Origin of the sequence: Pseudomonas sp. P4795, from assembly GCF_048822895.1 — a bacterium.
Classification (GTDB): Bacteria; Pseudomonadota; Gammaproteobacteria; order Pseudomonadales; family Pseudomonadaceae; genus Aquipseudomonas.
On record NZ_JBMFBT010000013.1, the window covers coordinates 1 to 26,616 of the forward strand.

Annotated in this window: 29 protein-coding genes and 1 pseudogene; 3 read left to right on the forward strand and 27 right to left on the reverse strand. The window is 59.0% G+C overall.

Annotated elements, in window-relative coordinates:
• Window positions 1–130: 130 nt before the first annotated feature.
• A complete protein-coding gene (locus ACOI8A_RS26380) occupies window positions 131–1,381 on the reverse strand; it encodes a hypothetical protein (RefSeq protein WP_420651508.1) in 1,251 nt (416 codons plus the stop codon).
• Between the two features lie 265 nt (window positions 1,382–1,646).
• Here ACOI8A_RS26380 and tssI point away from each other — a divergent pair, with 265 nt between their 5' ends.
• From tssI to ACOI8A_RS26395, 3 genes are read left to right on the forward strand one after another with little or no spacing between them, the layout of a single operon-like run.
• Window positions 1,647–3,938 (forward strand): type VI secretion system tip protein TssI/VgrG, encoded by a 2,292-nt coding sequence (gene tssI, locus ACOI8A_RS26385; RefSeq protein WP_420650415.1) that lies wholly within the window; start codon window positions 1,647–1,649, stop codon window positions 3,936–3,938.
• Window positions 3,935–5,503, forward strand: coding sequence for a hypothetical protein (locus ACOI8A_RS26390; protein WP_420650414.1), 1,569 nt, complete (start codon window positions 3,935–3,937; stop codon window positions 5,501–5,503). The genes tssI and ACOI8A_RS26390 overlap by 4 nt, the downstream gene beginning before the upstream one ends.
• Window positions 5,504–5,508: 5 nt before the next feature.
• A complete protein-coding gene (locus ACOI8A_RS26395) occupies window positions 5,509–6,450 on the forward strand; it encodes a PoNe immunity protein domain-containing protein (protein ID WP_420650413.1) in 942 nt (313 codons plus the stop codon).
• Between the two features lie 39 nt (window positions 6,451–6,489).
• Here ACOI8A_RS26395 and ACOI8A_RS26400 read toward each other — a convergent pair whose 3' ends face one another.
• From ACOI8A_RS26400 to ACOI8A_RS26525, 26 genes and pseudogenes are all read right to left on the reverse strand, one after another.
• Window positions 6,490–7,284 (reverse strand): DNA adenine methylase, encoded by a 795-nt coding sequence (locus tag ACOI8A_RS26400; protein ID WP_420650412.1) that lies wholly within the window; start codon window positions 7,282–7,284, stop codon window positions 6,490–6,492.
• A gap of 150 nt (window positions 7,285–7,434) precedes the next feature.
• Window positions 7,435–7,977, reverse strand: coding sequence for a lysis protein (locus ACOI8A_RS26405; protein WP_420650411.1), 543 nt, complete (start codon window positions 7,975–7,977; stop codon window positions 7,435–7,437).
• Window positions 7,959–8,522 (reverse strand): glycoside hydrolase family 19 protein, encoded by a 564-nt coding sequence (locus ACOI8A_RS26410; RefSeq protein ID WP_420650410.1) that lies wholly within the window; start codon window positions 8,520–8,522, stop codon window positions 7,959–7,961. The genes ACOI8A_RS26405 and ACOI8A_RS26410 overlap by 19 nt, the downstream gene beginning before the upstream one ends.
• Window positions 8,523–8,572: 50 nt before the next feature.
• A complete protein-coding gene (locus ACOI8A_RS26415; protein ID WP_420650409.1) occupies window positions 8,573–9,622 on the reverse strand; it encodes a phage late control D family protein in 1,050 nt (349 codons plus the stop codon).
• 88 nt (window positions 9,623–9,710) lie between these two features.
• Window positions 9,711–9,917: a tail protein X gene (locus ACOI8A_RS26420; protein WP_420650408.1), complete on the reverse strand. Its 207-nt coding sequence runs from the start codon at window positions 9,915–9,917 to the stop codon at window positions 9,711–9,713.
• A complete protein-coding gene (locus ACOI8A_RS26425) occupies window positions 9,892–10,737 on the reverse strand; it encodes a phage tail protein (protein ID WP_420650407.1) in 846 nt (281 codons plus the stop codon). Before ACOI8A_RS26425 ends, ACOI8A_RS26420 begins: the two co-directional genes overlap by 26 nt.
• A gap of 9 nt (window positions 10,738–10,746) precedes the next feature.
• Entirely contained in the window at window positions 10,747–13,602 is a 2,856-nt protein-coding gene (locus ACOI8A_RS26430) for a phage tail tape measure protein (RefSeq protein WP_420650406.1), read from the reverse strand.
• A 150-nt stretch (window positions 13,603–13,752) separates the two neighbouring features.
• The gene (locus ACOI8A_RS26435; protein WP_420651511.1) at window positions 13,753–14,037 is read right to left on the reverse strand and encodes a phage tail assembly protein; all 285 of its coding nucleotides are present in this window, start codon (window positions 14,035–14,037) and stop codon (window positions 13,753–13,755) included.
• 24 nt (window positions 14,038–14,061) lie between these two features.
• Window positions 14,062–14,352, reverse strand: a pseudogene (locus ACOI8A_RS26440) (phage tail assembly protein); the annotation flags it as partial.
• A 13-nt stretch (window positions 14,353–14,365) separates the two neighbouring features.
• The gene (locus tag ACOI8A_RS26445; RefSeq protein ID WP_420650405.1) at window positions 14,366–14,869 is read right to left on the reverse strand and encodes a phage major tail tube protein; all 504 of its coding nucleotides are present in this window, start codon (window positions 14,867–14,869) and stop codon (window positions 14,366–14,368) included.
• Between the two features lie 13 nt (window positions 14,870–14,882).
• Window positions 14,883–16,049 carry a phage tail sheath subtilisin-like domain-containing protein gene (locus ACOI8A_RS26450; protein ID WP_420650404.1) on the reverse strand — a complete coding sequence of 389 codons (1,167 nt, stop codon included), beginning with the start codon at window positions 16,047–16,049 and terminating at the stop codon, window positions 14,883–14,885.
• A gap of 103 nt (window positions 16,050–16,152) precedes the next feature.
• Window positions 16,153–16,575 (reverse strand): phage tail protein, encoded by a 423-nt coding sequence (locus ACOI8A_RS26455; protein WP_420650403.1) that lies wholly within the window; start codon window positions 16,573–16,575, stop codon window positions 16,153–16,155.
• 9 nt (window positions 16,576–16,584) lie between these two features.
• Window positions 16,585–18,180, reverse strand: coding sequence for a phage tail protein (locus tag ACOI8A_RS26460; RefSeq protein ID WP_420650402.1), 1,596 nt, complete (start codon window positions 18,178–18,180; stop codon window positions 16,585–16,587).
• Window positions 18,173–18,781, reverse strand: a complete 609-nt coding sequence (locus tag ACOI8A_RS26465) for a phage tail protein I (RefSeq protein ID WP_420650401.1) — start codon at window positions 18,779–18,781, stop codon at window positions 18,173–18,175. The genes ACOI8A_RS26460 and ACOI8A_RS26465 overlap by 8 nt, the downstream gene beginning before the upstream one ends.
• Window position 18,782: 1 nt before the next feature.
• Window positions 18,783–19,670, reverse strand: coding sequence for a baseplate assembly protein (locus tag ACOI8A_RS26470; RefSeq protein ID WP_420650400.1), 888 nt, complete (start codon window positions 19,668–19,670; stop codon window positions 18,783–18,785).
• Window positions 19,667–19,993, reverse strand: a complete 327-nt coding sequence (locus ACOI8A_RS26475) for a GPW/gp25 family protein (protein WP_420650399.1) — start codon at window positions 19,991–19,993, stop codon at window positions 19,667–19,669. The genes ACOI8A_RS26470 and ACOI8A_RS26475 overlap by 4 nt, the downstream gene beginning before the upstream one ends.
• Window positions 19,994–19,998: 5 nt before the next feature.
• Window positions 19,999–20,250, reverse strand: coding sequence for a hypothetical protein (locus tag ACOI8A_RS26480; protein ID WP_420650398.1), 252 nt, complete (start codon window positions 20,248–20,250; stop codon window positions 19,999–20,001).
• A 56-nt stretch (window positions 20,251–20,306) separates the two neighbouring features.
• Window positions 20,307–20,891, reverse strand: a complete 585-nt coding sequence (locus tag ACOI8A_RS26485) for a phage baseplate assembly protein V (RefSeq protein ID WP_420650397.1) — start codon at window positions 20,889–20,891, stop codon at window positions 20,307–20,309.
• Entirely contained in the window at window positions 20,888–21,400 is a 513-nt protein-coding gene (locus ACOI8A_RS26490) for a hypothetical protein (RefSeq protein WP_420650396.1), read from the reverse strand. Before ACOI8A_RS26490 ends, ACOI8A_RS26485 begins: the two co-directional genes overlap by 4 nt.
• Window positions 21,393–22,058 (reverse strand): hypothetical protein, encoded by a 666-nt coding sequence (locus tag ACOI8A_RS26495; protein WP_420650395.1) that lies wholly within the window; start codon window positions 22,056–22,058, stop codon window positions 21,393–21,395. Before ACOI8A_RS26495 ends, ACOI8A_RS26490 begins: the two co-directional genes overlap by 8 nt.
• A complete protein-coding gene (locus ACOI8A_RS26500) occupies window positions 22,055–22,375 on the reverse strand; it encodes a head-tail joining protein (protein ID WP_186622938.1) in 321 nt (106 codons plus the stop codon). Before ACOI8A_RS26500 ends, ACOI8A_RS26495 begins: the two co-directional genes overlap by 4 nt.
• A gap of 2 nt (window positions 22,376–22,377) precedes the next feature.
• Window positions 22,378–23,373 (reverse strand): major capsid protein, encoded by a 996-nt coding sequence (locus ACOI8A_RS26505; protein ID WP_420650394.1) that lies wholly within the window; start codon window positions 23,371–23,373, stop codon window positions 22,378–22,380.
• Window positions 23,374–23,435: 62 nt separating this feature from the next.
• Window positions 23,436–23,780, reverse strand: a complete 345-nt coding sequence (locus ACOI8A_RS26510; RefSeq protein ID WP_420650393.1) for a head decoration protein — start codon at window positions 23,778–23,780, stop codon at window positions 23,436–23,438.
• Window positions 23,777–24,931, reverse strand: a complete 1,155-nt coding sequence (locus ACOI8A_RS26515; protein ID WP_420650392.1) for a head maturation protease, ClpP-related — start codon at window positions 24,929–24,931, stop codon at window positions 23,777–23,779. The genes ACOI8A_RS26510 and ACOI8A_RS26515 overlap by 4 nt, the downstream gene beginning before the upstream one ends.
• Complete coding sequence (locus ACOI8A_RS26520; RefSeq protein ID WP_420650391.1) at window positions 24,928–26,409, reverse strand: phage portal protein; 1,482 nt, start codon at window positions 26,407–26,409, stop codon at window positions 24,928–24,930. Before ACOI8A_RS26520 ends, ACOI8A_RS26515 begins: the two co-directional genes overlap by 4 nt.
• A complete protein-coding gene (locus ACOI8A_RS26525; protein ID WP_008087653.1) occupies window positions 26,409–26,615 on the reverse strand; it encodes a phage head-tail joining protein in 207 nt (68 codons plus the stop codon). The genes ACOI8A_RS26520 and ACOI8A_RS26525 overlap by 1 nt, the downstream gene beginning before the upstream one ends.
• Window position 26,616 lies beyond the last annotated feature (1 nt).

Sequence of the window (26,616 nt, forward strand, 5' to 3'; positions counted from 1 at the left end):
AAAAGGAGCCAGTTGAAGGCGTCTAGAAGATTAGGGGCGATTCACCATGCTCATAAGTTTGATATATAGCTTAAGATTAGTCGAGTAATGGATGAATCATCTCGACCGAATGATGCGATTCATATTTAGCTTATTCAGGGCTAATGAACAAAATAGCTTTATCAATAAGATCTCGCTGTCGCATCAGCTCCTCTATCGAAGCTGACGAGTCTAAGAATTTATTGGCATCTTGCAATCCAGAAAAATTGCCCACTTCAGCCAAGTGAAAAACAACCGCCTGCCGAAAGAATTTTTGTATCTGGAAGCAATGAGGGGATGGATCATCGATAGACTGCCCCATATGTACATTTCGATTACGGTAGTCTTTTACATGCTCTAATATTTGTCGATGATACTCGCGCTCTCCATAAAGGTAAGAGCAACGCGCAACGACTAAATCCGTATTATTTTCACCTGGAGCCATTACTGACTCCAAGGCAGCCCACCCCCGTTGAACAGAGGAGTTTTTATCAGTCTCGTCAAAGGCACGCACAAATCTTACGATGGCGTCCTTGATGATGTGCGCATCCTTATGACGCTTGAGCTTATCTGTTACGAACTCGAAGAATTTGATCGATTGAGTTTTTTTTCCAGCTGTCAGATTTAATGATCTTCGCTCAGTATAGTTAGAGTCATACCAAAAAATATTGCTATCACTTAGACTGCCATCCTTGTTGTGCAGCGTGTGCATTCCCCCTAAAGTCAGCTTGTTGATAGGCGCTCTTCGAATTGCCTGCATCGAAAAGGCAAACTCAAACACAGGGTTTATATCTAGACAAAATACTCCCCTTATGAAATCCAGTTCATGTAGCGCATGTTCTACGCCATCCATGGGGTTTTTCGACTTGAATCTTACAATAACAGGGCAATAGCTATCTGGTAGAGATGGAGATTCAAATTTCCACCGAGCATCATATGTTTCTCGAGTTTTATATTTTTTTGGAAGCCCGCCTGGGTAACATTCCAGAGTCGTATCACCGAGCACTATCCTTCGCAGTGGAAAGCCCGCGCCTATCGATATCGAAGTTACTAGCACGTACTCCTTCGGCGCCAGCTTGTTATAAGCTAACACCTCTGCCTTTAATACCTTCAAAAAATCATCAGCTAATTTGCTCCCGGATTTCACCCAGGAGTTCAAGGCTCGATTATAAAATCGCTTAGCGGTGTGATAACTAAATGTTTTATGAAAATCAATCATCGTAAAAAGAACGGAATCAAGTTCATGCATTTCGAAGCCATTGAAAGAAACTTTGCCTTCGGCGTCGATAGATGAGCATGCCTTTAGGCGATCTAGGATGATTTGCGGCTTCAGTTTTTTGTTGGCCTTCCATTCGACTTTCATATCCACTCCTCAAATTCAACCATATTCTAACCCCGTTTACATCGCTCTGAATCGCCCCGGGTTCCCAGATACATCCAAGGTCTCCTTTTGGCCGATTGCAGCCCGTCAGTAAGGCGGTTATCGGCCAACTCGTGCCTGTCGTAATTGACGACGAGCCGCGGCTACTTTCCGTACCACGAAGTCCCGCAACCCATCTCATCTTGAAGGCCTCGCAGTATTCCTGCACCATTCCTCCCCTGCTTATTCAATGGACGGAATTAAAGGCATGCTGGACGCCAACGCAACCCACATCACCCTCACGCTCGAAGGCGCCTCGGCCGACCTGCAAGTCCTCAGTTTCACCGGTCGCGAAGCCCTCAACCAGCCCTTCCGTTTCGACATTGAACTGGTCAGCGCACGTCCCGACCTCAAACTCGAAGAACTCCTGCACAAGCCTGGCTGCCTGACGTTCGGCGCTACTGGCGAGGGCAAGATTCACGGTCTGGTGTACCGCATCGAGCAAGGTGATTCCGGCAAGACCCTGACTCGCTACAGCATCAGTCTGGTGCCGCAACTCGCCTATCTGCGCCACAACCATGATCAGCAGATTTTCCAGCAGTTAACCGTGCCGAAGATCATTGCCAAGGTTCTGGAAGATCGCGGGATTCTCGCCGATGCCTACAGCTTCCAGCTCAGCGCCGAATACCCGCAACGTGAGTACTGCGTGCAGTACGACGAATCCGACCTGCATTTCATCCAGCGTCTGTGTGAAGAAGAAGGCATTCACTTCCACTTCCAGCACAGCAGCAGCGGACACAAACTGGTGTTCGGCGATGACCAGACGGTGTTCCGCAAGCTGAAAGCGGTCAACTACCAGCAAGACTCGGGCATGACCGCCGACAAACCGGTGATCAAGCGCTTCAACCTGCGCCTGGAAACCCGCACCACCCGCGTCAGCCGCCGCGATTATGATTTCGAGAAACCGAAGATCCTGCCCGAAGGCGCAGCCAAATCCGAGTTCGCCCCGGATCTTGAAGACTACGACTACCCCGGTCGTTTCACTACCCGCGAGCGTGGCAAATTCCTCTCGACCCGCGCCCTGGAACGTCATCGCAGTGACTACAAACTTGCCGAGGGCAAAGGTGACGAACCGACGCTCACCAGCGGCCACTTCCTGACCCTCGCCGAACATCCGCGCGCCGAGTGGAATGACATGTGGCTGCTGCTGGAAATCGTCCACGAAGGTAAACAGCCGCAAGTATTGGGTGAAAACGTCACCAGCGACGTCACCGACAATAAAAGCGATTTCCATCAGGGCTACCGCAACAGCTTCCTCGCCACGCCGTGGGACGCACACTTCCGCCCTGCCCTCGAACACCCGAAATCTAAAGTCCTCGGGAGCCAGACCGCCATCGTCACCGGCCCGCCGGGCGAAGAAATCCACTCTGACCAATACGGCCGCATCAAAGTCCAGTTCTTCTGGGACCGCGACGGCCAGTCTAACGACCAGACCACCTGCTGGATGCGCGTCGCCAGCGGCTGGGCCGGCGCAGCCTATGGTGGCATCACCATCCCGCGTATCGGCATGGAAGTGCTCGTCACCTTCCTCGAAGGTGATCCCGACCAGCCGCTGGTGACCGGCTGTCTCTACCATAAGGAAAACGTCGTCCCCTACGACCTGCCGGCCAACAAGACCCGCAGCACTTTCAAGACCCTCAGCTCGCCGAGTGGCAAGGGCTACAACGAATTCCGCATTGAAGACAAAAAAGGCGTGGAGCAAATTTACATCCACGCCCAGCGCGATTGGGACGAGAACATCGAGCACGACCAGAAGATTCACGTCGGCAATGAACGGCATGACACGGTCGAGGCCAATGTTCTAAGCGAATTCAAAGTCGAAGAACACCGCATCACCCATCTGGATCGCAAGAGCGAAATGCGCGCGGATGATCACCTGACGGTCGGCGTGACTCAGCATGTGAAAGTGGGTACGGCGCAGTTCGTCGAGGCCGGGACAGAGATTCACTATCACGCTGGCGATAAAGTCGTGATCGAAGGCGGGATGGAACTGACGGCCAAGGCTGGCGGGAGTTTCGTCAAGGTCGATGCGGGTGGTGTAACCATCAGTGGTGCAGAGGTGAAAGTGAATACCGGTGGTGCGCCAGGCGCGGGAACCGGGATCGGGATTTTGATGCCGCTGATTCCGGGCTTGGCGGCTGTCGACATCGCCGGAAAGCTGCTGGAACAAGCCAAAGCCAATCCGACTTGGCTTGAGCTGAACCTGCACGACGACAACCTTGAACCAATACCTGGAGCATCGTATCGCGTTGACTTTGCAGACGGCTCGACACGTGAAGGCGTGCTGGATGATGACGGGTTCGCCAGGCTGGAGGATGTACCGAAAGGACCGGCAAAAGTGTACTACGGCGAGGACCCAAGACCGTTCAGCCGCGAAAACGTAGCGGTCGTGCAGAACTCGGACGAGAAGGTTAATGCCGACTTACGCAAGCTTGGCCTGGATCCGAATCAGATTGACTTACAAGCATTAGTGGAGAAAGCCGCAGGGAGGCTGACATGAGCGAGACAGTAGCTGAGAGCGCAGACAACGATGGCGAAGACCGTAGCGCCGCCTACAAAGAGGCAGCGGTAGAACTGGCAACGGGCATCGCACTCGGTGCAGTGCCGTTTCTGGGCCAAGCCATCGACGCCTATGACACCATCGAATCCGCCATCACTCTGTATAATGCGGAGTCGACCTCGGGCAAGGAAGATGCACAGTTCGACCTTCTGATGGCGGTCATCGGCTGGGTTCCAGGACCGGGTGACGGCCTGAAAAAGAGCTTGCGGATCGTCAACAAAGACCCACAACGCTATGCGCCAGTGTTGTTCGACCTGCTTCGCTTCGTCTTGCAAGAGTGCGGGATTAAAACCAGCCCGGAAGAACTGCTCAAACAAGTATTTGATGCTGGAAAGTTGACCGTCGAACTGGACGAAATCATCACTGGCGTAAAAGGCTCGTCGACGTTCCAAAGCCTGCCAAACTGGGCGAAAACCTCGGTGGTCACCGTCCTTGCCGCCTCCCGCGACAACATGCCGGCTATGGTAGGAATTGTCGAGAAGCGGTTGGTGAAATGGAAAGGGATGCAGCGCAACAGCTCAGCTGCCTCCTCCGGTTCCAGCCTTCCGAAAAAAGCCGAAAAGCCCGCCAGCAAAGATCCAGCCGTTGCCGCGAAGGGAACCGATGGCGCGAGCGGCACACATTCAAACCAAGTTGAATCCTCCACACTAGGCCTTCAGGCGCCTTCCAGTATTTTGAACGAAGGATTGGGGGTAAGTGGGGAGCATATTGCGGACTACATCTGCGCGGTGGAGTTTGGCTGGGGCACGGATTGGGATGGACATGACAAAGGTGCCGATGGCAAGTGGCTTGAGGGCGTGCCGAGTGCGAGCAAGATGGGGAAGCTTTCGGCGGGCGGGAATCCTAAGGCAAGTCATGTGTTGTACAAGCTGACCGATGGAGCAAATGGAACAGGCATCGACGCCGTGTGGCGAGCGAATCCGGCCAATAACGAAGGCAAAAAATTTGCGATAGTCGAAGCGAAAGCAAGCCGCGATGAAGATGCTCCTAAATTCATGCGCAAGCTTAACAATACTAGAAAACCAGGCATAAGCTCGAAGTTAGGCGTGTCTGGGATCGGAGACCCAAGCGAGCTTATAGAGCCGATAGAGCAGACTGAAATCTCTTCCACAAGCGAAAACAAAAGAAAGGTAAGTAGCGGGAAAAGGAAAACGAACGCATTGACGCAAGAAAAAAAAACCACACAAAGAAAAAAGCCGCTATTGGTTCAAATGAGTCGTGAATGGATTGAGGAAAACATTGATCGGGCCGTCGCAGGAAGAACGTTAGGCATCCAGGTTATGAGTTCTCATAGCCGACATCTATTTTACGCGCCGCTATTCCACGCCAGCTTGAGCCCGAAGGATCACGCCAATGCACAGTTGGGTGGTTTGGACGAAAGTGTTCATCAAAATCACAAAGCCTTTCATTACCGTGAGCAAGAAGTAAAAAATTTCGTAAATAAACGAAAAAAATCCTTGGCCAAAAAATACGGCGCATTGAGTTCCTTGAAAATCGAGGCGTGAAAAAAATGAACAAGAGACAGAAGTTTTATAGTGAAAATCATTATTTGAATTTTCAAAGAGAACATGACGAAGTAATTGATTTTTTAAAGAAAAACACTTTCGAATCTGACTCCCCCGAAGAAGAAGCAGCACTTCGGTCAAGGCACTTGCAAAAGCTTGCATTGGATCGATTATTAGCAGCTTATACGGCCGGAGAAGAGATTGCCTCATTAACCCCACTGCTTGAAGATCTGATTAAAAAATACGAACTTAGACAGTCAACACTCGAGAAATATGAAAACACTCCAAATATATCTCCGCTAGCAATTGATGATTGGCCCTATCAGTATGAGGAATGCGTCCAGGTGATAGGATTCTGCATACTGCTACATTGCGTCGATCTCCTGAAACGCTTCGTCAAATTAATAGACCGTGCAGGTTATGCGGGCGATGACACCTTATATGAGGATCTGCTAACTAAACTACTACCTAACAGATACGATGTAGATGAGTGGTTTCACGACGTCTATTCACCCTTGGTGCAAGCCATCTACGCGGAAAGTAAGGAGGAAGCAGCCCAGCTTTTAAAAAAATACTGCAGCCAATGGTATTCCGCCTTCAGCCAAGCACCTTGGCATGATTTGCACTTGCAGGGAGAAAATGGAAATTACGTCGGATACTGGGCTATAGAAGCAGGAGCCATTGCATTTTTATACGACATAGACGACAGCAAAATAGATCATATGGTTTATCCAAAGGACTTGGTCGAATTCGCCCGAAATTATCAACCATCCAATGGATCTCAGGTTGATCGCGTAGATGCGGGGCAACCGTGCAAAAAAACAGGTTTCTGGTTCACCCCGGCACAAGCCAACTCAAGACGGCACTTCCAACAAGGTGAAATCATGCCAAGCTTCAGTGATTCAAAATGGGGCGATACGATTTGGTATTGGTCTGGGGAGGAGTAGCACAATGATGCCGGCGCCTACTCCCTCTGGATCAGTTGCCTAAAACAACCCTCCCAACTCGGCGGGTTCCCAATTCATGATGACCAGCTCGCCGCTGATTTCGGCTTTGCCTTGACGCTGGTTCGCGCTGGTATACCGAATGTCCAACGTCTCGAAATGGAAACCCTCGAACACGCGGCGGATGTCCGGGTGGTCGTTGATGCTGACCATCACCTTGCCTTTGCAGCGGCGCATGAAGTTGGCCATCCGCTCGTAGTTTTCGAACGGAAAATCCACCCCATAGCCAGCGGTCTGCCAGTAAGGCGGGTCCATGTAGTGGAAGGTGTGAGCACGGTCGTAGCGTTCGGCGCATTCCAGCCAGGGGAGATTTTCAACGTAGGTGCCCGACAGGCGCTGCCAGGCGGCCGAGAGGTTTTCCTCGATGCGCAGCAGGTTGATGGCCGGAGCAGTCGTCGCCGTGCCGAACGTCTGACCCGAGACCTTGCCGGCGAAGGCATGGTGCTGCAGGTAAAAGAATCGGGCGGCGCGCTGGATGTCGGTGAGAGTTTCGGGGCGGGTCATTTTCTGCCATTCGAACACCTGTCGGGAACTGAGCGCCCATTTGAACTGGCGCACGAATTCTTCGAGGTGGTTCTGCACGACGCGGTAAAGCGTGACCAGGTCGCCGTTGATGTCGTTCAGGACTTCGACCGGTGACGGTTGGGGCTTCATGAAGTAGAGCGCGGCACCGCCGGCAAAGACTTCAACATAGCATTCGTGTGGCGGAAAAAGCGGAATGAGGCGGTCGGCCAGGCGGCGTTTGCCGCCCATCCAAGGGATGATGTGTGTAGACATAAATAGCAAGACCTTTACTGTATGGATAAACAGGTGCTAGGCTCGCCGCGCTTTGTGCACGGAGCAAGAGCCTTGGCTGGACTTGCAGGGACAATCTGCAGGGACGGCGGCTGGTCCGGATGTTGACGCATCCGGACCGGCCGCTCTTTTTCACTTCGGTGTTGAGACTTCTTTGGCGTATGCCTGACAGGCTGCGAGGGCAATCAACCCCCGGTCGCCGTCATCGGTGACTCCGATAATTCGTTGAGCATGCGCTGGGTCAAGTTCGGCTCTTGCGGGGCCATGAACCACGCCGCCGGTAGAGGTGGTGGCTGGCATCGATCCATTGCCGGCGCCGGTGGTGGCGTCGAGTAGGACTGACAGGCGCAGATCAGCAGTGGCAAGGCGGTCGCGCAGGCGACCTTGATCTCGTTGAACATCGCTCAAAGCTCGGTAATGGGTTAGTTCGCTGGTGGCCAGGCGCTGCTCGAGCGCGAGACGTTGGTCCTGATTGGCACGCTGCTGCGCGGCCGAGGCGAGGGTTATCTGATTGAAAGCTTCGGTGTGCAGGCGGCTCTGTTCGGCGAGCTGGCTATCGTATCGCCAGTCCTGCACTTGCCAGGTGATGCCTGCAGAACCACCGGCCAACACGGCCAGCAGCACGCCTTTTGCCAGAAGCCGATACGGTATTGGGATCAGTTCGCCGAGACGCATAACACCGCCCTCGCCCGCTCCCACAGCTCCAGCCGATCCTGCAGACCATTGAGGCCACCGTTGATCTTGCGGGTGATCGCGTTGAATTCGTTTTGATCGGCCAGCGCATTCAGCCCATTCACGGACCAGAACCATGCGGCCGACTCGGAGGCCCACTGCGGCAACTCCAGCAGTTCAGGCGTGCGCAGCAATCGTTCATCGCCAAACAGCGCCAAGCTGCAGCGCAGGTAATTGTCGTGGCCGGTGACCTGGATCAGACCGCGACCGCGATAGCGTTGGCCATCGCCATCCGCTGCCGGCGTGTTGCCCAGTCTTGCGGCCAGGTTGCCGGTGTCGTATTTGCTCAGGTACTGATCGCCGCCCAGTTCTCGGACGTACTGCAGTTGACCCGACTCGTGACCCACTTGCGCCAGGAACGCGGCTTGGCGTTTCGGCGTGCTGATCTGCCGGTGAGCCATCGCCGTGTTTAACGCGGATACAAAAACGCCCGCTTGGCGGCGGGCGTTGGGCATGATGCTTTGCAGCTGTTGTTCGGTGACGGACATACAAAACTCCAGACATAAAAAAACCGCACTCAGGCGGCGATGGGATGCGTTTATTGCTGCTCGATGTTCACGACCTTGAGCGGGGCTTTGACCTTTTTCTTTTTCTTGTCCTTGGATTTACCTTCCTTGCCGGCATTGCATTCGACGGTGGTCGACCAGCCGGATTGGGTGAATACCTGCTCGACTGAGTCGGCCAGATACTCGCCATCCAGCCCGACCTTGAAGCCCTGGGCGAGAATCGGCCGCTCGGCAAAGATGTCGGTGCGGCCGGGCATCTCAAGCCTCACGTCGGCGGTCGAACGATTGAACGCTGACAGCCGCGCCTTGGCAGCCGCTTCGGCGGCGGTCTTGTTTGGGTAGATATGGCGGTCGGTATGCACCGCCGGCAGACCGTCCGGGGCGTCGTCGTTGTCGATGGTGACCACCGCCAACTTGCCATTCTTTTTGTCCTGATGCTTGGTCGCCACCGCCTTATGCGAGTTGCGATCACCTAGACTAAATTGCCAGCGGCTGAGGTCGCTGCGGGTCAGCGTGATCGCGCCGAACGTCTTGCCGCTCGCGGTCTGGCCACCTTGGCGCGGCATCACCAACAGCTTGCCGTCAGCCACCTTGGCCGTGCAGTCGTACTGCTTGGCCAGCCGGGTGATGAAATTGAAATCGGACTCGTTGAGCTGATCGACCCGCGCGACTTTGGTCGACACCGGGCACACCGCCTCCCAGCCATTGCGCGCGGCGATGTCGGCCACGATCTTCGACAACGGCACGTCCTCCCAGCTTCCGCTACGGATGGTCTTGCCACTGCCACGCATGTCGCTGGCCTTGCCCTTGATGACGATGGAATCCGGCGGGCCGGAGACCTCGACCGTGTCCACCGTGTAACGGCCCATGCGCGTCAGGGACGTTTCGGCATAGCCAAGGTAGATTTCAATCGAGCTGCCACGCCGTGGCAGTTGCACCTGGCCGTCACGGTCATCAATACGCAGCTCAAACTCATCGGACTCCATGCCCGGTTTGTCAGAGGTGCGCAGCAGCAACAGCCGGTCATTGATCTTGGTCGTGATATCGGCGCCATCGGCGACGACGCGAAACATGGGAGTCATGAATTGTTTCCAAAAAAAACCCGCACAGGGCGGGTTTTAAAGGGATGAAGCTGCAAGAACTAGAAACGAGCAAATTGACTCTAGACCATCAATCCCACAGCGAGAAGTTTTCTTCAGTCGGTCTTGGCAGATCCGGCAGCGTGATCAACACCCCGCCCCGGTAGGGCTGCGGCTCATCGGCCAGCCCCTGATTGGCATCGAGCACGGCCTCGACGCTGCCATTCAGATGGCCATACACGTTGTTGCAAATGACATCGAGCATGTCGCCGTCAGACGTTCTGCATGTCGTCGCCATAGCGCACAAACTCCAGAGTGAAGCCTTGTTTACGGGGGATGCCGCCGTGCAGCAACGCGCCCTGTTCTTCGTTGATGTTCTTCAGGCACCAGGTGCCGATCACTTCGCCATAACCCGTGGTCAGGGTCAGCGGCTGCAGCCTTGCGCCGATGGAACGCAGGGTGTCGAGTTGCTTCAAACCACCCTTGAAACCCGGGTAGATCGTGCCCTTGAGCATCAATTTTTCTTCACCGATGCCCACGGCCTGCTGCGCTGGCCGGCGCGTCAGCCGCTCCTGCGAAGCCCAGCGGAATTCGGTGGAACGACTCAGTTCGTCGAAAGCCGCCGTGTCCAGGTTGAAGTAGTACGGCTCAATCTTCGGGTCACGCGGCTGTATGATCATCAGGTGCGGGAACGGCTTCACCGCCTCCGGCGCCGGCGTGGCATCCACTGCAAAGGAACTGGTGGGCACGATGTTGGCCAGCGAGGGACTGACCTTGCCGGCGACGTTGTTGATCGCCGTGGCTGCCTTGCCTGCCTGCTCCTTCAACGTGCCCAGTCGTTCCTGTACTTCGGCCGCCGCCCGGGTAGCACGGCCGTACACCGCCACCACCTGACCGACCTTGGCCTGAGCCGCGTCGACGCCACGCATCACCCGCTGAAGCTTGGCGCCAATGGCCGGCCCGACAAACGGGATGTTCTCCAGCTCGGACGCGGCACCGGTCAGTTCGCGGATAGCCCCGTTGACCGGGGTCAACATGCCATCCGCACTGCGCCGCCCGGTTTCCGCCGCTTCCACCAGATACTTGAGGCTCGATTGCATGCTCTCCATGTAAGCCATATAGCCTCCTTACACATGGGGTTCGTCGTAGAGTTTCGACGCGTTCTGTTTTGCCGCGTCTGCCATCATGCGCTGCATGTGCGGCATCATCTGTTGCGCCAAGACCTGCGGGTCTTTGACATCACCCTGCACCGTGACCGGCATGTTCAGCGAGTACTGAAACTGCTGATCCACCTTGGCTGGCACCGGCTTCTCTGCCTCCTTGGGCTGGATCGCCAGCGCCGCCGACTTGAGCGGTGCCGCCACCGCCATCGAGCGCGCGACATCCCCCAGCACTGGGCCTTGCTGCGCCGCTGACGCCATCATGAGCGGCGTGGTCGGCACCGGCGCCTTTGCGATTTCCTCGGGCTTTTCATCCTCGCCACCGAACAGCGCTTTACCCAGGGAACCGCCCAGCACCGTGCCGCCCTGACTGCCGAGATAGGCACCAATCAAGCCGCCGACAACCGTGCCGATTACCGGCACCACCGAACCGATGGCCGCGCCGGCCGCTGCACCCGCCATGGTTCCGGCCAGATTGCCGGCGGCCGCGCCGTAGCCTTCGGCCTTTTCGTCCTTGGTCTTGGCATTTTCGAAGGTGTCGAACGCCATGGCGCCTGCCTCCATCACCGAGGCGCCGGGAATCCCCTTAGCGACTTTGCCGACCTTGCCGACAACCTGCACCACCCCTGTCAGCTTGGACATCGCCCCGGCCGGAAGTGGCGGAACCGGAGGAATCGGTGGCCGGGGGATCGGAACCGGTGGACGCGGCACGGGAACTGGTGGTCGCGGTACTGGAGCCGGCGGGCGCTGCCCCAATGGTCGCGGCGACCCGGGACGCGGCAACGACCGCCGCCGCGAAGCACTGCGCCGCGATCCGCGTCCACGGCGGCGAGTTTCGCCCGGGGCATCTGCGCCACCCGCACCGCCCATGGCGTTGGCGTTGGCGTTGACGACGAACACCTTCTTGACCCCATCGTCATCGCCGCCCGCCTCACCCTCATCATCGCCGCCCGAGACGGCTTCCTTGGCCAGCGAAACGACTTTGAGGCCAGTGCTCACCAGATCGAATTTCCCGGGCGCCTTGTCGCCGCCCTCCTCGGCGTCATCATCGCCATCCACCGGCGTGCCCTTGAAGGCGGCGACAGCCTTGAGGCCGGTTTCGACCAGCGACAGCGCTTTACCGGCCTTGCCCTTGGGTTCTGCATCCTTGCCGTCGCCATCACCGTCGCCGTCTTTGGCGTTGGTCACAAAGACCTTTTGCACCTCGCCCGACTTGCCCTTACCCAAGGAACCGCGCGCGAGATTGAACAGGCCTTTGCCGATCTTGAACGAGCTGACAATCCCCTTGAGCGCGATCAACCCACCACCGACCGCGACAATGCCGGTGACCACCCCGGGCGAGCTGTCAGACAGCGAGGTGATGCCCCGCGTGAGCTTGGTCAGCGTCTCGGCCACGGTGTCGGTGACCGGACGCAGCGCGTCCCCCACGCTGCGCATGGCGTCATCCATCGACTGGGCGACCTCGGCCCACTTTTGCGACGACGACTCGCGCCGTTCGGCGAGGTTTTTATCGAGGATCCCGCCGGCTTCGCGCGAATCGTTTTTGAGCTGGCTGTACAGCGCCTTGTTCTGCATGTAGGCCGACAGCGCGGCCTTGACCTGCATGTCGGCGAACAGGTCGCCAGTGAGCAACGACTCCTGCAGAGAGGCCATCATGGCCTTGGCCTTTTCCGGATCGGCTTCCTTGCTGATTTTTGAGGTGGCTTCGGCCATGGCCGCCGCCCGCTTCGGATCGGTCGCTTTAATGTACTTCTGAGCCAGCTCCATGCTGGTTTCCAGCGTGGACATACCGTTCTGCAAACCAGTCTGCATTGAGCCTTCATAGTCAATGCCGGCTTTTCCGTAGGCCTTGACCGTGTCGGTCGAGCCGATTTTTCCCATCCAGTTTTTCAGGTTGTTGGCCGCTTCGTCCGAACTGCCGGCCTGCTTCATCTGCACCTGCAGCATAGCGCCCAATTGCGTCACCGCATCCATGCCGGTGATCCCATTCTTGCCCATTTCCGCCAGCAACTCGGGGAACCACTTGGCCATGTCGGCCGCTTCAAAACTGCCCGCCTGCCCTTGGTAGGCGATCGCCTCCAGTGCCTGCTGCATCTGTTTGGGGTCGGTGATCTTGGCGTTCTGCCCCAGGGCACCGATCATCTTCGCCGTGTCGACTCCGCTGGATCCCTGCCCCACGGCAAACTTGGCCGCGACCGGCGCGTACTCCAGCGCCTTGCTCAGCTCCATGCCACCGCCGACCAACTGGTTGACCACGTCGGCCACATCGTTGCGCGCCATGCCGGTGTCGCGCGAGGTGTCGATGATCTTGCGCGACATCTCCTGTTCTTGCGGCTTGTTGGCAATGCCGGCCTTGATCGCGATGTCGCGCACAATAGCGCCAAAATCAGCGCTAACCTTGGTCGGTACCGCCAGGGCGCCGATGCCGACCACCGCCGCGCCGACCGCGCCCTTCATGCCCTTGGCGCCGGAATCGATCTGCTGATGCCCCTTGGCTTTCAGCTCGGCTTTGTTGGCCGTCTGCCCCATGGAGCGATAGGCTTTTTCCAGCCGACCGACTTCGATCCCCTGCTTTTTCAAGCTGTCGAGATTCGAGTTCAATCGGCTGAGTAATTTCGACGCGCCGGCGGCGCCGGTGTCGTGAGCCTTCTTCCATTCTTCGCGCAGGCGGATGGTGTCGCCAATCGTGCGCTGCAGCACGCGCGCTTTGTTGCCTTCTGCCTCGAGGCGCTTGATGCGCCCGGTCACATCCTTGAACGCGGTGCCGACCGTGGAACTGACGGCCCCACCGATCACCAGCCCGAGGGCGATTTTGTTTGCCATGTGATGGCCCCCATGTGCCCAACACTACCCAAAGCGGCTCAATCCGTGAGCCACCACACCATGTCCGCGAACGGCATCGCCTGAATCTCGGCGGCGGAAAATCCGGTTTCCGCCGCCAGACGTTTCGCCGCCGACTTGATCACGCTCGGGTTAAAGCCCGTCGTCGTTGTCCATGCGAAAATAGCCGGCCTGCAAGCGGTTAAAATCCACCAGCTTCAGCCCCTCCAGATCCGCCACCGACGCACCGGACAACGCCGCAAACAACACCAGCTCGCGCTGCTCGTCGTCGCTGCCCACTTCGCGGTTGGCCGCGCGCACGTCGCCCACAGTCGGCGAACGCAAGGCCAGCTTGTCGACGGTCACACCGTTGATTTCGCTCGGGCACGACAGCGTCACCAGCACCTGATCGGTGGACAGCGACAACCACTCCGGCATCGACTTCGAATAATCGGTGGACGGCACCAGGTGCGAGTACGCCGTCTGCACGCGGCGATAGTCGGTCAGCTTGAGGCCTTCAAGATCCTTCAGCCCGACCTCGGCCAGACCGGCGAACAGCATCAGTTCGCGCTGCTCGTCGTCACCATTGGCGGCGCGGTCAGCCGCGCGCACCGCGCGCACCGTCGGCGCACGCAGGGTCAACGTCTCGACATCGACGCTGTTGGCTTGGCTTGGACGGGTCAGGGTGACCACCGCACCGAGCGCGCTCATCGACAGCCAGGCCGGCAGGTTTTTTGCGATTGTTTGAGTCATCTGGATCTATTCCTTACAGGCCGAGTGCGGCGCGCACTTCCAGCAGTTGGTCTTTGCCGTCGACGACTTGAACGCCGGCGACCATGTCGATTTCGTACATCAGGCGCCCGTCAATTTCGAGCTTGTAGTAGCTGACCGCGATGGCGTGTTTGATCTCGGCCGCATCACCGGCCTTCCAGTCGCCCAGATCAACCTCTTTGAGGAGGCCGCGCAAGGTGGCAACCACCGCCGTCACCGCGCCCTTATGGCCACGGAAGGCACCCCGGAACGTCGAGTTGAAGGCCGTGCCATCGGCCAGACCGCAATACTTCAGCGACTCACGGCGCACGCCTTTGGTGACAAAATTTGCCTCCATTTTCTCAACGCCCTGATTCATTTCGATGGGGCCGGCCATGCCGCCGCCGCGATACTCATCAGTCTTGATGGTGACCTTGGGCAGCGTCAGGCTCGGCACGTCGCCGGCGAAACTCACGCCGTCGACGAACAGGTTGGTGTTGTACAAAGTCTGAGGAATCATTTGCTACGCCCCCTTAGGCTGCTTCAAGCACTTCGGTCATCCACTGATCGGTGACTTCGAAAAGGAAATTCGGGTTTTCTGCCGGCGGCACGTCGGTGAAACGGATGCGCCAATACACCTTGCCTTGGGCGATCTGGCTCGCCGTGTTCAGCTCGGTGTCGGCGAACACTTCGAAATTGATAATCGCGCCCTGGGCTTTCAGGTCGGCCATGAACGCGTTCAGACCGTTGGTGACATCGGTCACGTAGGTCTTGGTGATCGAGCGGTCGACCGCCCACTTGTGCCCGGCCTGCACCGCGTCCATGAGGATGAACAGCGTGCGCACTCGTGTAACGAATGCCCACTTCGGATCGCTCGACAGCGTGCGGTTGCCCCACAGGCGATAACCGTCGTCGCGAATGATCGTGGTGATATTGGCGTTATTGAGCAGGTTGGCCCGGCAAGTGGCGTCGCCGTCCAGGTACTCGACCGCGCGGCCGGTGCCGGTGATGCCGGTCAATTCCTTGTTGGACGGCGAGGCCCAGAAACCGTACTCAGCATCCGTCCACGCGAACAAGCCCGCCGCCCAGGCCGAGCCGGGCGCATCGACCGTCGTGCTGGTGACGGTGTCCCAATACTTGACGCCCGGGTCGACCATGAACAGGTTGCGACTGCCGAAGTTATCGGCGTAGGCCATGGCGGCCTCGTCGGTGGTGCCCGGGCCGTCGATGATGCCGATGGCGCGCAGCTTCTGCGCCAGGCTGTCGAGCGCGGTAGCCACCGCCTGTGTGGCCGTATGACCCGGCGCAATCAGCAGACGCGGCTGCGCGTTGAACATACTTTTGCCATCGAGCAACGCCTGCAAGCCGGTGCGCTGGCCCGAGACGAGTTCACCGCCGATAATTGCTGAGGTTTGCAGCGCCGCGTCCTCCAGCTTGGGCACGCCGATGGCAACGATCACCGCCTTGGCTTTGACATAGATCGCCTGACAGGCCTTGGTGATCGCCGAGTCGGGGCCGAACGCGGCAATGGCTTCGCGCTCGGTGGTGATCAACTTCAGTTCGCCGGCCTTGGCCGTACCGCCGCCGAGAACGCCCGGGGTGAAGGTGTCGCACAGGCCGATGATCGACGACGACGGCAGCGAGATGGTGCGTGCCCCCGTTTTGACATCAGTGGTGGTGACGCCGTGAAAGAAACTCATAAAGTCCAATCTCCAGAAACGAAAAAGCCCCGCATAAGCGAGGCTGTGAGGGTGTTGGTGTTACGCGTAACGCAATGAAAAACGCCCCGTCAGTGCGGGGCGTTTATTCGGCTTGGTTAGCTACCCATTCAGGGGTCACAGGGCGAGATTCCTTGTCAGGAAACTCAGCACGGGCGGGCCAGTCGCGCAAAAGCTGGATGTAATCGAGCAGCTCGCCGAACTGATCGACCGACAACGTTGTGTCACGCCCTCTGTCCATTTCGTCACGGTGCCGCTCGCGCAGCCACAGCACCCGCTGAATTTCTTCGTCGCGCCAACTGCGCTCAGCTTCGGCCAGATATTCGACAGGCGGGTCGACCAGAACCGGCAAGCCCGATTCATCATGAGCGCGCACCTTTCCCGGCTCAGGATTACCGATAACCAAAAGCATGCGATCCATATCAATCGGTACCGCGTCGGCGGGCATGACTGCGTGCAGCCCCTCCAGGTACGTGCAGCCCTGGGATTGGCTGTAGAAAGTCTTCATTAATCCCCCTTAACGCCCGATAGAAATAGCGCCGAAGCTGAACGGCAAAATGGAAGAATAGGCGGCAAACCTGTTTAGCTGCTTGTCTCCCAGCGAAATGCTGCCAGGGGAAGATCCGTTAGCGGCGGTCACCCAGACGCCGTAACACGCATTCGGAAATGCCATTGTCCACGTGGAATAAGCGCCCTGCGAACCCAAGTTGGTCGTCCCGACCCACTGAATAATCAACCCACCCAGCCAAGAGGGGAAAACGATAAACCCGTTATTCGCAAAAAAAGACGAGAAGCCCCATCGCAGCTTTTTCGGCGTGACGATCGTCGCGTCATCGGCGCCGGCATCGGTCAGCGCTTGCGTGGCAATCTTGGCCGTGCCCAACTTGATTTCAGTCGCCTGAGTCGCCAAAGCCGCGAGCGCGGCAATGTCAATATTTCCCTGATTGATGGGTGCGTTCCAGGCCTTGATGCACCACATCACCGCCAAGTTGCGCGGACGTGTTCCGCCAAAGGCTAATTGATCGCTGTTAATAACTGGCGAGCTGGCATTGATAGTCGACACGGTGTACTGGGCACCAGGATAGTCCGCAGCATTGACGGCGTCGTATCCCATGTCAGACAAAGCTGTGGCCGGCGACGTCGCAGCGTTCCTGTCCGAGACTGTCGATATCGCACTGCCTATATCAAAGACGTGTTCGGATGCCTTTTGCCAACTACCAATCGCACGGCCCGCATCAATACCGCGCCCGTGGTCCCAACCACGCAGAAAATCGCCACGCGACTCAGGCAAGCGAAAATTGCCAGCCCCCTCATCGCCCTTGTTGAAGGCCGTGCCAAGGAACGTCGCCAGGTCGGGATAGACCGCAATGCTCTTAACACTGCCGTCCAGCTCCAGAAATCCGGGCGCCACCTTGTCCAGTGGGAACCAAACGCCGGTACCGACTGGCAAGGCCGAAGCCTGCGCAATCATCGCCTCGATTTCGGCCTTGGTGTAACTGTCCTTGATACCCATTTTGGCCAGCGTATCCGGGTTGTCGCCAGATACCACCACACCGCGATCATTGACCTTCACCCGCGTGTATTCACCCGGGATCTTGTTCTTCGGCAGCACTTCCAGAATGGCCGCGTCGACGTAGGCCCGCGAGGCCAGCACAATCGCCGGATCGATCTTCAGCGTGATGTTGCCAGTGCTGGTGACAACGAAGTTAATCCGCACGATTTGCGTGCGGCCCGAGCCTTGCGACAGCAGCGGCTTGAAGCTCGGCGCACAGTTGGCCACCGCCACCAGATCGCCGTCCGCATCGTACAAGCCGATTTCGCGGATCCACTTACCGCCCTCGTCGGCCGGAATGATCTGCTCGGCAATGATCACTGCCGGGTTGACCGGGTCGATCTTGAGTTGGTTCAGCGGCTTGCGGCGCCATTCGTTGATCAGCTTGGTTTGACCGGCCGACGGCACCGGATTGGGCGGATCAGCCAGTCCGGTCGGGTTGGCATCCCCGACGCCCATTTGGGTGATCAGCCAGGGAATGCCGAGCGCGTCGGCGTTCGCCTGCTTGGCCATCCCCACGTTCGTGAGGATCGCGAAAAACTGCGAATTCGCATCAATCATAATAAACGTCCAGGGTGTCTATGGAGTGTTCGCGACCGACCACACCGAAGCGGCCCGTGACCTCGATGTCACGCATCACCGGCGGGTAAACGTCGATTTCGTCGCCTTCGTAGAGGCACACGGCAATGTTCAAATCGCCTTGGGTTTCGAGGCTGATCGCCAGTTCGGACAGGTGCCGCGTGACGGGCTTGGCGTCGTCAATCAGGCGCACTAGCTCCTGATACATTTCCTCGGTGATGCCGGTATCGAGGACGCCGACCTTTAACGCGAAGGTGCCCGGCACGCCCTCGGGCACGGTCTGGAACCACTCGACAATCTCGATCAGATAGCCCAGCGGCTCGACCACCCGACGCAGCGCGCCGATGGTGCCCTTGTGCTTGTGGATGTAATACGACGCCTTGATGGCGGCCCGTTTGGTGGCTTCAGTCCACCGGTAATCCCAGCGATCCACCGACCACGCCCATGCCAGATGCGGTAGCAGATGCACCGGACAGGTATCGGCGTTGTAGAGGTCGCGCAGCGGGACAATGGTTTTCTCGAAGAACGCGGCTTCCATGGCCCGTTCCAGTTGCGTGCTATTGAGCGGAAGCAGGCTTTTCATATCAGCCCGCCATCGTCACGGTGTAACCCACGCAGAAAGCCGCTTGCGCTTTGGTCGGAGCCAAGTCCACCCAACCGGGCAGCTCCACCCGAGATACGCCGGCAACGTGTAGCTGAGCATCCACAGCGGATCGCGCCACCTCAACGCCCAGCCGTTTACGCGGATTGATCCACGCCGCGAGTCGACTTTTCGCTTCGGCCAAACTGGCATCATTTTCCGGCCCGGCACCGCTCATGTGCAGGATGGCGTCAATCCGGTAATCAATGATCTCGGCACTCTGTACCGTGACGCGATCACCGACCGGCCGCACATCGTCGTCATTCAGTGCCGTCCGAACGATGGCCAACAACTCCGGGCCGGCCTCGCCGCGCCCATCCCCCTCGGAACTCAGCACCGTTACCGTAACGTGACAAGGCGCCGGGCTTTCGGCGGATGCGTCCGCGACCAGTCCCGAGGCACTGCGCGCATGCAGGATGTAACTGTTACGTGGCCCGGCCGTGGTCAGCCCTTCATAGGCCAACTGGATACGCTCGCGAAACGGGTCGTCTTCTTCCTTGACCTCGGGCACCGGCGGCACCACTTGCAGATCCGCCGCCTGAATCACCAGGCGTTTCAGATTGACGTTGGCCCCGAGGTGATCGAGGTCGCCGCCCCTTGCGTACGCCAGCAAGAGCGCCTTGCAGCCGTCGTTGACCCGGGCGCGGTTGCTGACTTTGTTGTAAGCCCCGACCTCCAGCACCTTGACCACCGGATCGCTTTCCAGCGCGGCCGTCCAGTTGCCGCCCATGTAACCGCGAAACACACTCAACCCGTCCTGATAAACCTCTTCGAAGTCCAAAGGCTCCAACACGGTCGGTGCCGGCAACGACGACAGATCCACGGTACTCATGCGGCCACCTCCAACGTGACGCTGTCGCCCAGGTACTTCCCGACGATTTGCAGATTGATTTGCCCGCCAATGACAGAAAGGGCACGCACCTGATCGAGCTTCAAACGCGGCTCCCAACGCCCAAGGGCGCGGGCAACCTCAGCCTGTACGGCGCTTTTCCAGCCCTCGTTAACGGGCAAGTCGACAAACCTGCGCAGCTTGCTGCCGTACTCCATGCGGTGCCGGCGACTGCCCAGCGGCGTGCCCAAGATGTCGCCAATGGATTGCCGCAAATGCTCGATGCCCGAAATGGGGTGGCCGGTGTGGCGATCCATTCCGATCATCTAAATCACTCCAAGGCTTCAAGTTCGGGATGGGACTTCAGGAAACTGACAGCCTGCTCATCGGACGCCGACACCGCGACGGCGGCCTTTTCCACCGCCAGCGTGCGATCCGTCCCGGGAATGCACAGGGTGCGCGAGGTGTAGAGCGTGTCGCGAAACTTCAGCAGCAGATCAGGCGTTCGCTGCTGGGTTGTAATGGGCAGGCGATTCGGCGACGGCAGTTGCTCGTCGACAGACTGGTCATTGATCTTGGCCATGGGGGTTTCTCCGGACATAAAAAAGCCCGCGCGCGGCGGGCTGGATGAATGAAGGGTTAGTGCTTGTGGTGGTTGTCGCTGTTACCGGCAGCCATGATGTTTTGGGCACCGTCTATGTTGCCCGTTACGGATAACGGGCCGTCGATATTGACCGGGCCTTTGATATTCACGGTCGCTTCAAGATCGATCGTTCCTGACTTCACCGTCACCGCGTTATCCGTAACGGCGACATCAGTACCGCCAACCTTGACCGCCACCGTCCCACTCGGCACGGTGATGGTGTAGCTCTTGGCCTGCCAGTCGTAGACCAACGAGCCGCCGTCATCAAAACGCCAGACCTCGACGTGGTCGCGATTGTCCGGCGGCGGCCCGGCGTTCCCGTACAGGCCCGGCACGAACGTGCCTTGCGACACGTCACCGCTGGGACTGATCAAGCTGCCCTGCTCGCCCATGGACGGCGCCCGCCAGTGCCGGGCCTTGCCGGCGGCAATGCTGTGCCAGCGCACCCAAGCGCTGACCCAGTCACTACCATCCGAGACCCGACACACTGGCGGCGATGCAGACAGATCCACCGCGACCACGTAGCAAGCCTTGACCGCCCCCGCAATCATGCGGTCATGTTGCGCGGTCGCGTAACTCATGGCGCAGGCTCCGGATCCACCACCACCTCAACGGCGTAGTCATCCAATTGCAGTTCACCGGGTGGATCATCTGGCCACGGCCATTGTTCGGTACCCAGGTAGATCTGCTGAGTCCATTCCACCAGCCAGACGGTGTATCCATCCAGGTGCGGCTGGGTCCAGTCCTGCAGCGCCTGCACAAATTCGGCGGGTTCAACGGCCAACCCCCACGTCTGCGCACGCAGCAGCACCGCCAACTGCGTCGCCAATTGCACGGCCTGCTGATGGTGGTGCGGCTTGATCGGATCAACAATGATCCGGGCCTCGAACTTGCAGACCAGCGAGGTTTCGCCGGTGCCGATATCGGTACCCGGCTCGATCTCGGCCACCTCCAGAAACACCGCTGGCAGCAACACGCGATCCTTAATGTCTGGCCAGGCTGTGACGGCCTGCACGCCAGGAAGATGAGCACGTAAATGCTGTTCTACCGCCCGATAAAGCTGGTCGAGGCTGAACGGTTCGTCAGACATTGCCGATCCTCTTGAGGTATTTCTGCAGCTCAAAGTTGAGTTCCTGTTTGAGAATCGCCAGCAGGATCTCATCTGCCTTTTTAACCCAGCTGTCGAAGTGCGGCCGGGCTTGCTCCAGCGACACCTTGGCTTTGGCCAGCGGGAAACGACTACCGTTTTCGGCGACCCAACCCGAACTCGGCCCGCGACCGGGTGACACCGTGCTGTCCGGGTAGTCATCCGCGTTGAAATGCTTGCTGGCCGTGCGGATCCAGATGTCGGGCTTGTTGCCGTAGACCTTCTTGAGGAAAGCCCCTTGGTAACGCCGCCCCGCCACCGACACACCGCTGCCGGTTTGTCGCGCCCGACCGATCCGGCTGGATTCGATGGCGTTCAAACCGAACCACAGTTTGCCGCTGGCGGCACCGCCAGAAACCGGATAACTGCGTAACCGCTGACGCACCGCCGCAACGGCAATGCGCTCTGACCGGCTGACGGCTCGGGCGATGTGCGTGCGCAACCTTCCCAACGTTTTGTTGATCGCTCGCCGGTGCGCCGCTGCTGCAGCTTTGGGCACCACCTTGGCGAAGTCCTGGAACGCCTGAAAATCTGGGGCCGAGGACTGGATAGAAATCATCCCGCCGCTGGCCGAGGGTTTGAAATAGCTGCCGACACTCATGGGCGCAACCTCAGAATCAAGGCGACCAGACCGTCACCGCTCGGCTCGAGCTGAATCAGGTCGTAATCACCGCCGCCATCCAAGGCAGGCAAGTCGACGCTGACCAGCATGCCCTGTTCCAGACCTTGCGAATCGCTGACGCGGATCTCGAAGCGCGGCTCGCGCAACCCGGTGTTGAGCTTGCCGAACTTGGGTTGCAGCCAGGGCGCGGCGAACATGCCGAACACGGGTTCTTCGCGACCTTCAATCCGCGCCGTATCGCCCAGCGTTTCGAACACCACCGCGTCGACCTCGGCGATCAGATCGCGAAAACCCACGGTCAGAGTTCCAGCAAGACTTGGGCACGCGGTCGCGTGCACAGGTGCAACGGGTTGGACTGGGCTTCACCGGCCATGCCTTTGTTGAAGGGCAGCGGCTCGATCATGCTGTAGTACGGAATGCCCTGGGTGTTGACCGTTTCCATGTAGTCGGCCGGCGCGAACACCGAGATGTACAGATCGGGCACGCCTTCAGGCACCAGCAGCGCCTTGTCGTCGTGGACGAAAGATACGCCGGCGACCTTGCCACGGTAGCGCTCCCAGATGATGCCGCCGAACTCGAAGCTTTCACGAGCATCACCGCGCAGGGCCGCCGCCTGCTGGCTGTTAAGGTAGGTCTCTTTGACCGACTTGTGAACAATCAACTTGTTCCAGAAGTTCTTGCCGCAGAAAGCGCGCGAGCCGGTACTGGTCACGCTGCCCAGCGCATCCTCCTGCATGTCCAGCGCCTCACCGCACTTAACCCGCAGCTCGGTACCGGCCTCAGTCAGCCCCATGGACAACTTCTGACGCTGCACACCGAAGCGCTCATACAAATCCAGCAGCACCGTCGAACCGTCAGCGTCGAGGATCTGGCCGTTGAGTGCGCCCATGCGCTGGAACTCATGCGTGGCGTCCAACTGACGACGCGCTTTTGCCAGACGTGCGTTGACTACGTCTTGCACCGCCTGCAGCTCCGTGCGAGTGCCGAAGGCGCGGATGCCTTGGATCTCATCCGCCTTGATGGTGAAACGCTCCGGCAGATGCACGGTGTTGAACGGGATCAGGTTGCGCTTGCTCGCAGCAACCACCAGGCCTGAACCACCGCGCTCACCGGCAGGCACCAGTGCCAGGGTGTCGCCGTCCTTTTCAATCTGCACGGTCAGGGTGGTAATGCCCTCCTCGCGGAACAGGCCCAAGGCGCTGATGCGGCCCGGCAGGTAGGGTTGATCGTTGAGTGCAGCGGTCAGCGAGGTGACGGTGAATGCTTCGTCGTCAAAAATGGCGATATCGGCCATGGGTACTCTCCAGAAACGAAAAATCCCGCACGCGGCGGGATGCATACAAAAGAAGGATCGACTTAGCGGACGATCACGAAATGAGTGGCGAGTGCTTTCTCGGCAGCCGGATCGAGACCGGTCAAATGCGCCTCACTGACCTCGGCCAGTCGCACCACGGCGCGACCGCGACGCACCACGTCGGATTCGCCTAGCGGGCCGTAAAGAATGGCGACTGCGTTTTCAGTGCCGTCCTCAGCAGTAGGTTCGTAGGGGGCGAATTCACCGGTGGCGGTCACCAGCCCGAGGATTTGTCCCGGCCACAACGCTGGACCGGCGGCGACGTTGATCGCCTCACGCGAAATGGTGCCGGCGCCCTCGGACAGCAGGAATTCACCTGCGTGCATCGGTTCCTGTTTGATGGTCATGGTCGTGCTCCTTTCGCGCTTTGCGCGGTTCCAGTCTGGGCCGCTTGGCGAGCAGCCCAAATCGAGTTGGGGTCAGGTTGTTTGGCCAGCACCTTCGGTGCCGGGTCATCATCGAGTGGCAGAGTGCTGTCGATTTCGAAGCCCTTACCGCTGGTGACAATCTTGTCGAACAGACGCGCCCGCACCGCCGCCGCATCCAGACCGGCCGCGACATACTCTGCGCTGAATTCCGGCAGTCGCGCGGCCACGCAGAGGTCGTTCACCGCCTTGGCGCTTGCCAGACCGGCCAGAACGATCTCTTCGCTTTCGAGCTGGGTCGACTTGAGCAGCGGCTCGATCAGGTTGCTAATGCCCGCCGCCGTGCAGCGCGGAGTGATCAGCAGCGCCAACTTGGCCGAGTCGACTACGGGCGGTACCTGCGGCGGATCGACAGGCTCAAGATCCGGATCCGCTTCAGGTGGCTCGTCGAGCTGGGCCAGCAAATCAGCCGGCGCGTTCTGGAATCGTTGCAGCACCGCGCCTTGACCGAGGCACGCTTTGACCTTGACGCCGTCGCCGACCTCATCGGCCAGCCCCAATGCCACCGCTTCATTGGCGGTCAGCCAGGTTTCAGCCGCCACCAGACGCCGCAGCTCGACCTCGTCGATGTCCGGTGCTTTGGCCTTGTAGGCCGCGATGATCGCTTCCATGGTCTGGTCGAGAACGTCGGCCACCTTGCGGAAGTCCTCCGCATCACCGGCGGCATAAGTCCATGGGTTATGGATCATCAACATCGCGTTGGAAGCGATCACCACGCGGTGGGCACCGCACACAGCGACACTGGCCGCACTCGCGGCCAGTGCATCGATCCGCCCGGTGCAGCGCTCGCCCAGCCGCGACAGCGCGTTGTGCATGGCCAGACCGTCGAACAGATCGCCGCCGATGCTGTTGAACGCAGCCACCACCGGCGACACACCGTCATCCATGGCGCGCAGATCCTGCACGAACTGATTGGCAGTGATGCCCCACGCGCCGATCTCGCCATAGACAAACACTTCGATCACTCGCTCGGTGGCCTCGCCGCTGGCATGAACGGCGTACCAGGTCTTGTCCTGTACCTCGACGCGTTTGCCGGCGCGGTTGTAAATACGCGGTTTCGCGGTTTTGCTCATGGTTGCTCCTTGTCGTCGTTGTCTTCGACGGCATCCAGGGTGTTGTAGTTGAGGCCCAATGCGGTGGCCCGTGCCAGATCGGCAGCGTTTTCCAGATCGACCGTTTCGGCGTCGTAGCCGGTGCGCAGGACCATCTCGCTGCGCGACGAAAACCCGGCCTGCACTTCCATCCGCCGCGCCTGCACATCCTGCACCGGCTGGATGTAGGCCCAGCCTTGCGGCACCCAGCGAGTGCGCAGGTACTGGCGACGCTTCTGCGCGTAATCGTCCAGTACCAGGACCCCGGACAGCACCGCCATATCCATCCACGCGGCACGTACCGGGCGGCAGAGTTGGTGGACGTACACGCTGAATTGCAGTTGTTCCAGGCGCCGCCGAAACTCGTTGAGCACTACGCGTAACGCGCGGTCGTTGATGCCGCGCATGTCGCCGGTGAGGATTTCATAAGGAGTGCCCGATCCCGCTGCAGCAGCCATGAGTTGCTGACGCATGAAGTCCGGGTAGTTGTTGCCCGCGTCCGGCGGTTTGGAGAACTCAACCTCCTCGCCTGCCCCAAGTTCCTGCATGGTGCCGGGTTCGAGCGCGACCATTGGGGTGAAGCCGTCGCGATCCAGATCCAGCAAGGCGCCGGTGACGGGATCGCGTGGCGTCTGCCCCGACTCTGGCGCCGGCCGCTTGATGAAGCCGGCGAACAGGTTGGCCACTTCTTGGCGAAACAGCACCGCGTCGTCGTAGTTGTCTAGACTGCGCAGGCGCTTTAGCACCGGCGACAATCGCGGCACACCGCGCAACTGACCAGGTTCGACCGGTTCGAAGATGTGCAGCACCTGTGTCGCCGGCACGCGCACCAGTTGGTTGTAGCCAGCGTTCAGCGAGGCCGCATCACGCGGATGCGACAGGTACATGTGGTACGCCACTCGCTTGCCGCCGGGGGTGAACTCGATGCCGGCGCGGATGACGTTGCCGTTTTTGGCGCTCTCGAATTTGTCGTGCGGCACGAACTCCGGCGCCAGGATCTGCAACTGCAACGGAACCGCCAAACCTTCGTCCAGGCTGCGAGGACGCAACCGCACAAAGCATTCGCCCGAGGTTTCCACCGTGCGCGCCACCAGCGCCTGCTGGCCGTAAAAGTCGGTGCGGTCATCCGCATCAGACTCATCGACCCAATCGCCCCACAGCTCCTGCAGCAGTTTGCGCAAGGCATCATCGTCGGTCGTAGGCCGAGGGGTGATGCCGGTGCCGATCAGGTTGCTGACGCGCTTGTCGATGACGTTGAAGGCATACGGGTCGTTGCGAACCGCTGCCCGAGAACGCGACCGCAGATTGCGCAGTGCCGGGGTGTTGATGCTGTTGATCCCGTTGTCGGGCGCGTCCCAGCCGGCGGATCGGCGTCCTTCCCCTGCGCCCTCGTAACTGGCCTTGATGTTGGACGGCAGCACGAAGCCGTTCCGGGTCAGCGTCGGAAAATGGCGAGCCATCAGACCCCCTTCCCTGCGTGGTACAGCCGGACCACGCGTGAACGCGGCCCGGCGGCGCTGGCCAGTGACGAGCGTATTTCCTCGCGCGCCTTGAGCAGCTCATCGACCGTACGGTATTCCACGGTACGGTCGGTGTAGCGCACAGTTTTTTCACCGCGAGCAATGGCCGCCTCAACCGCGTCGAGGTGCTTTTTCGTAAAGGACATA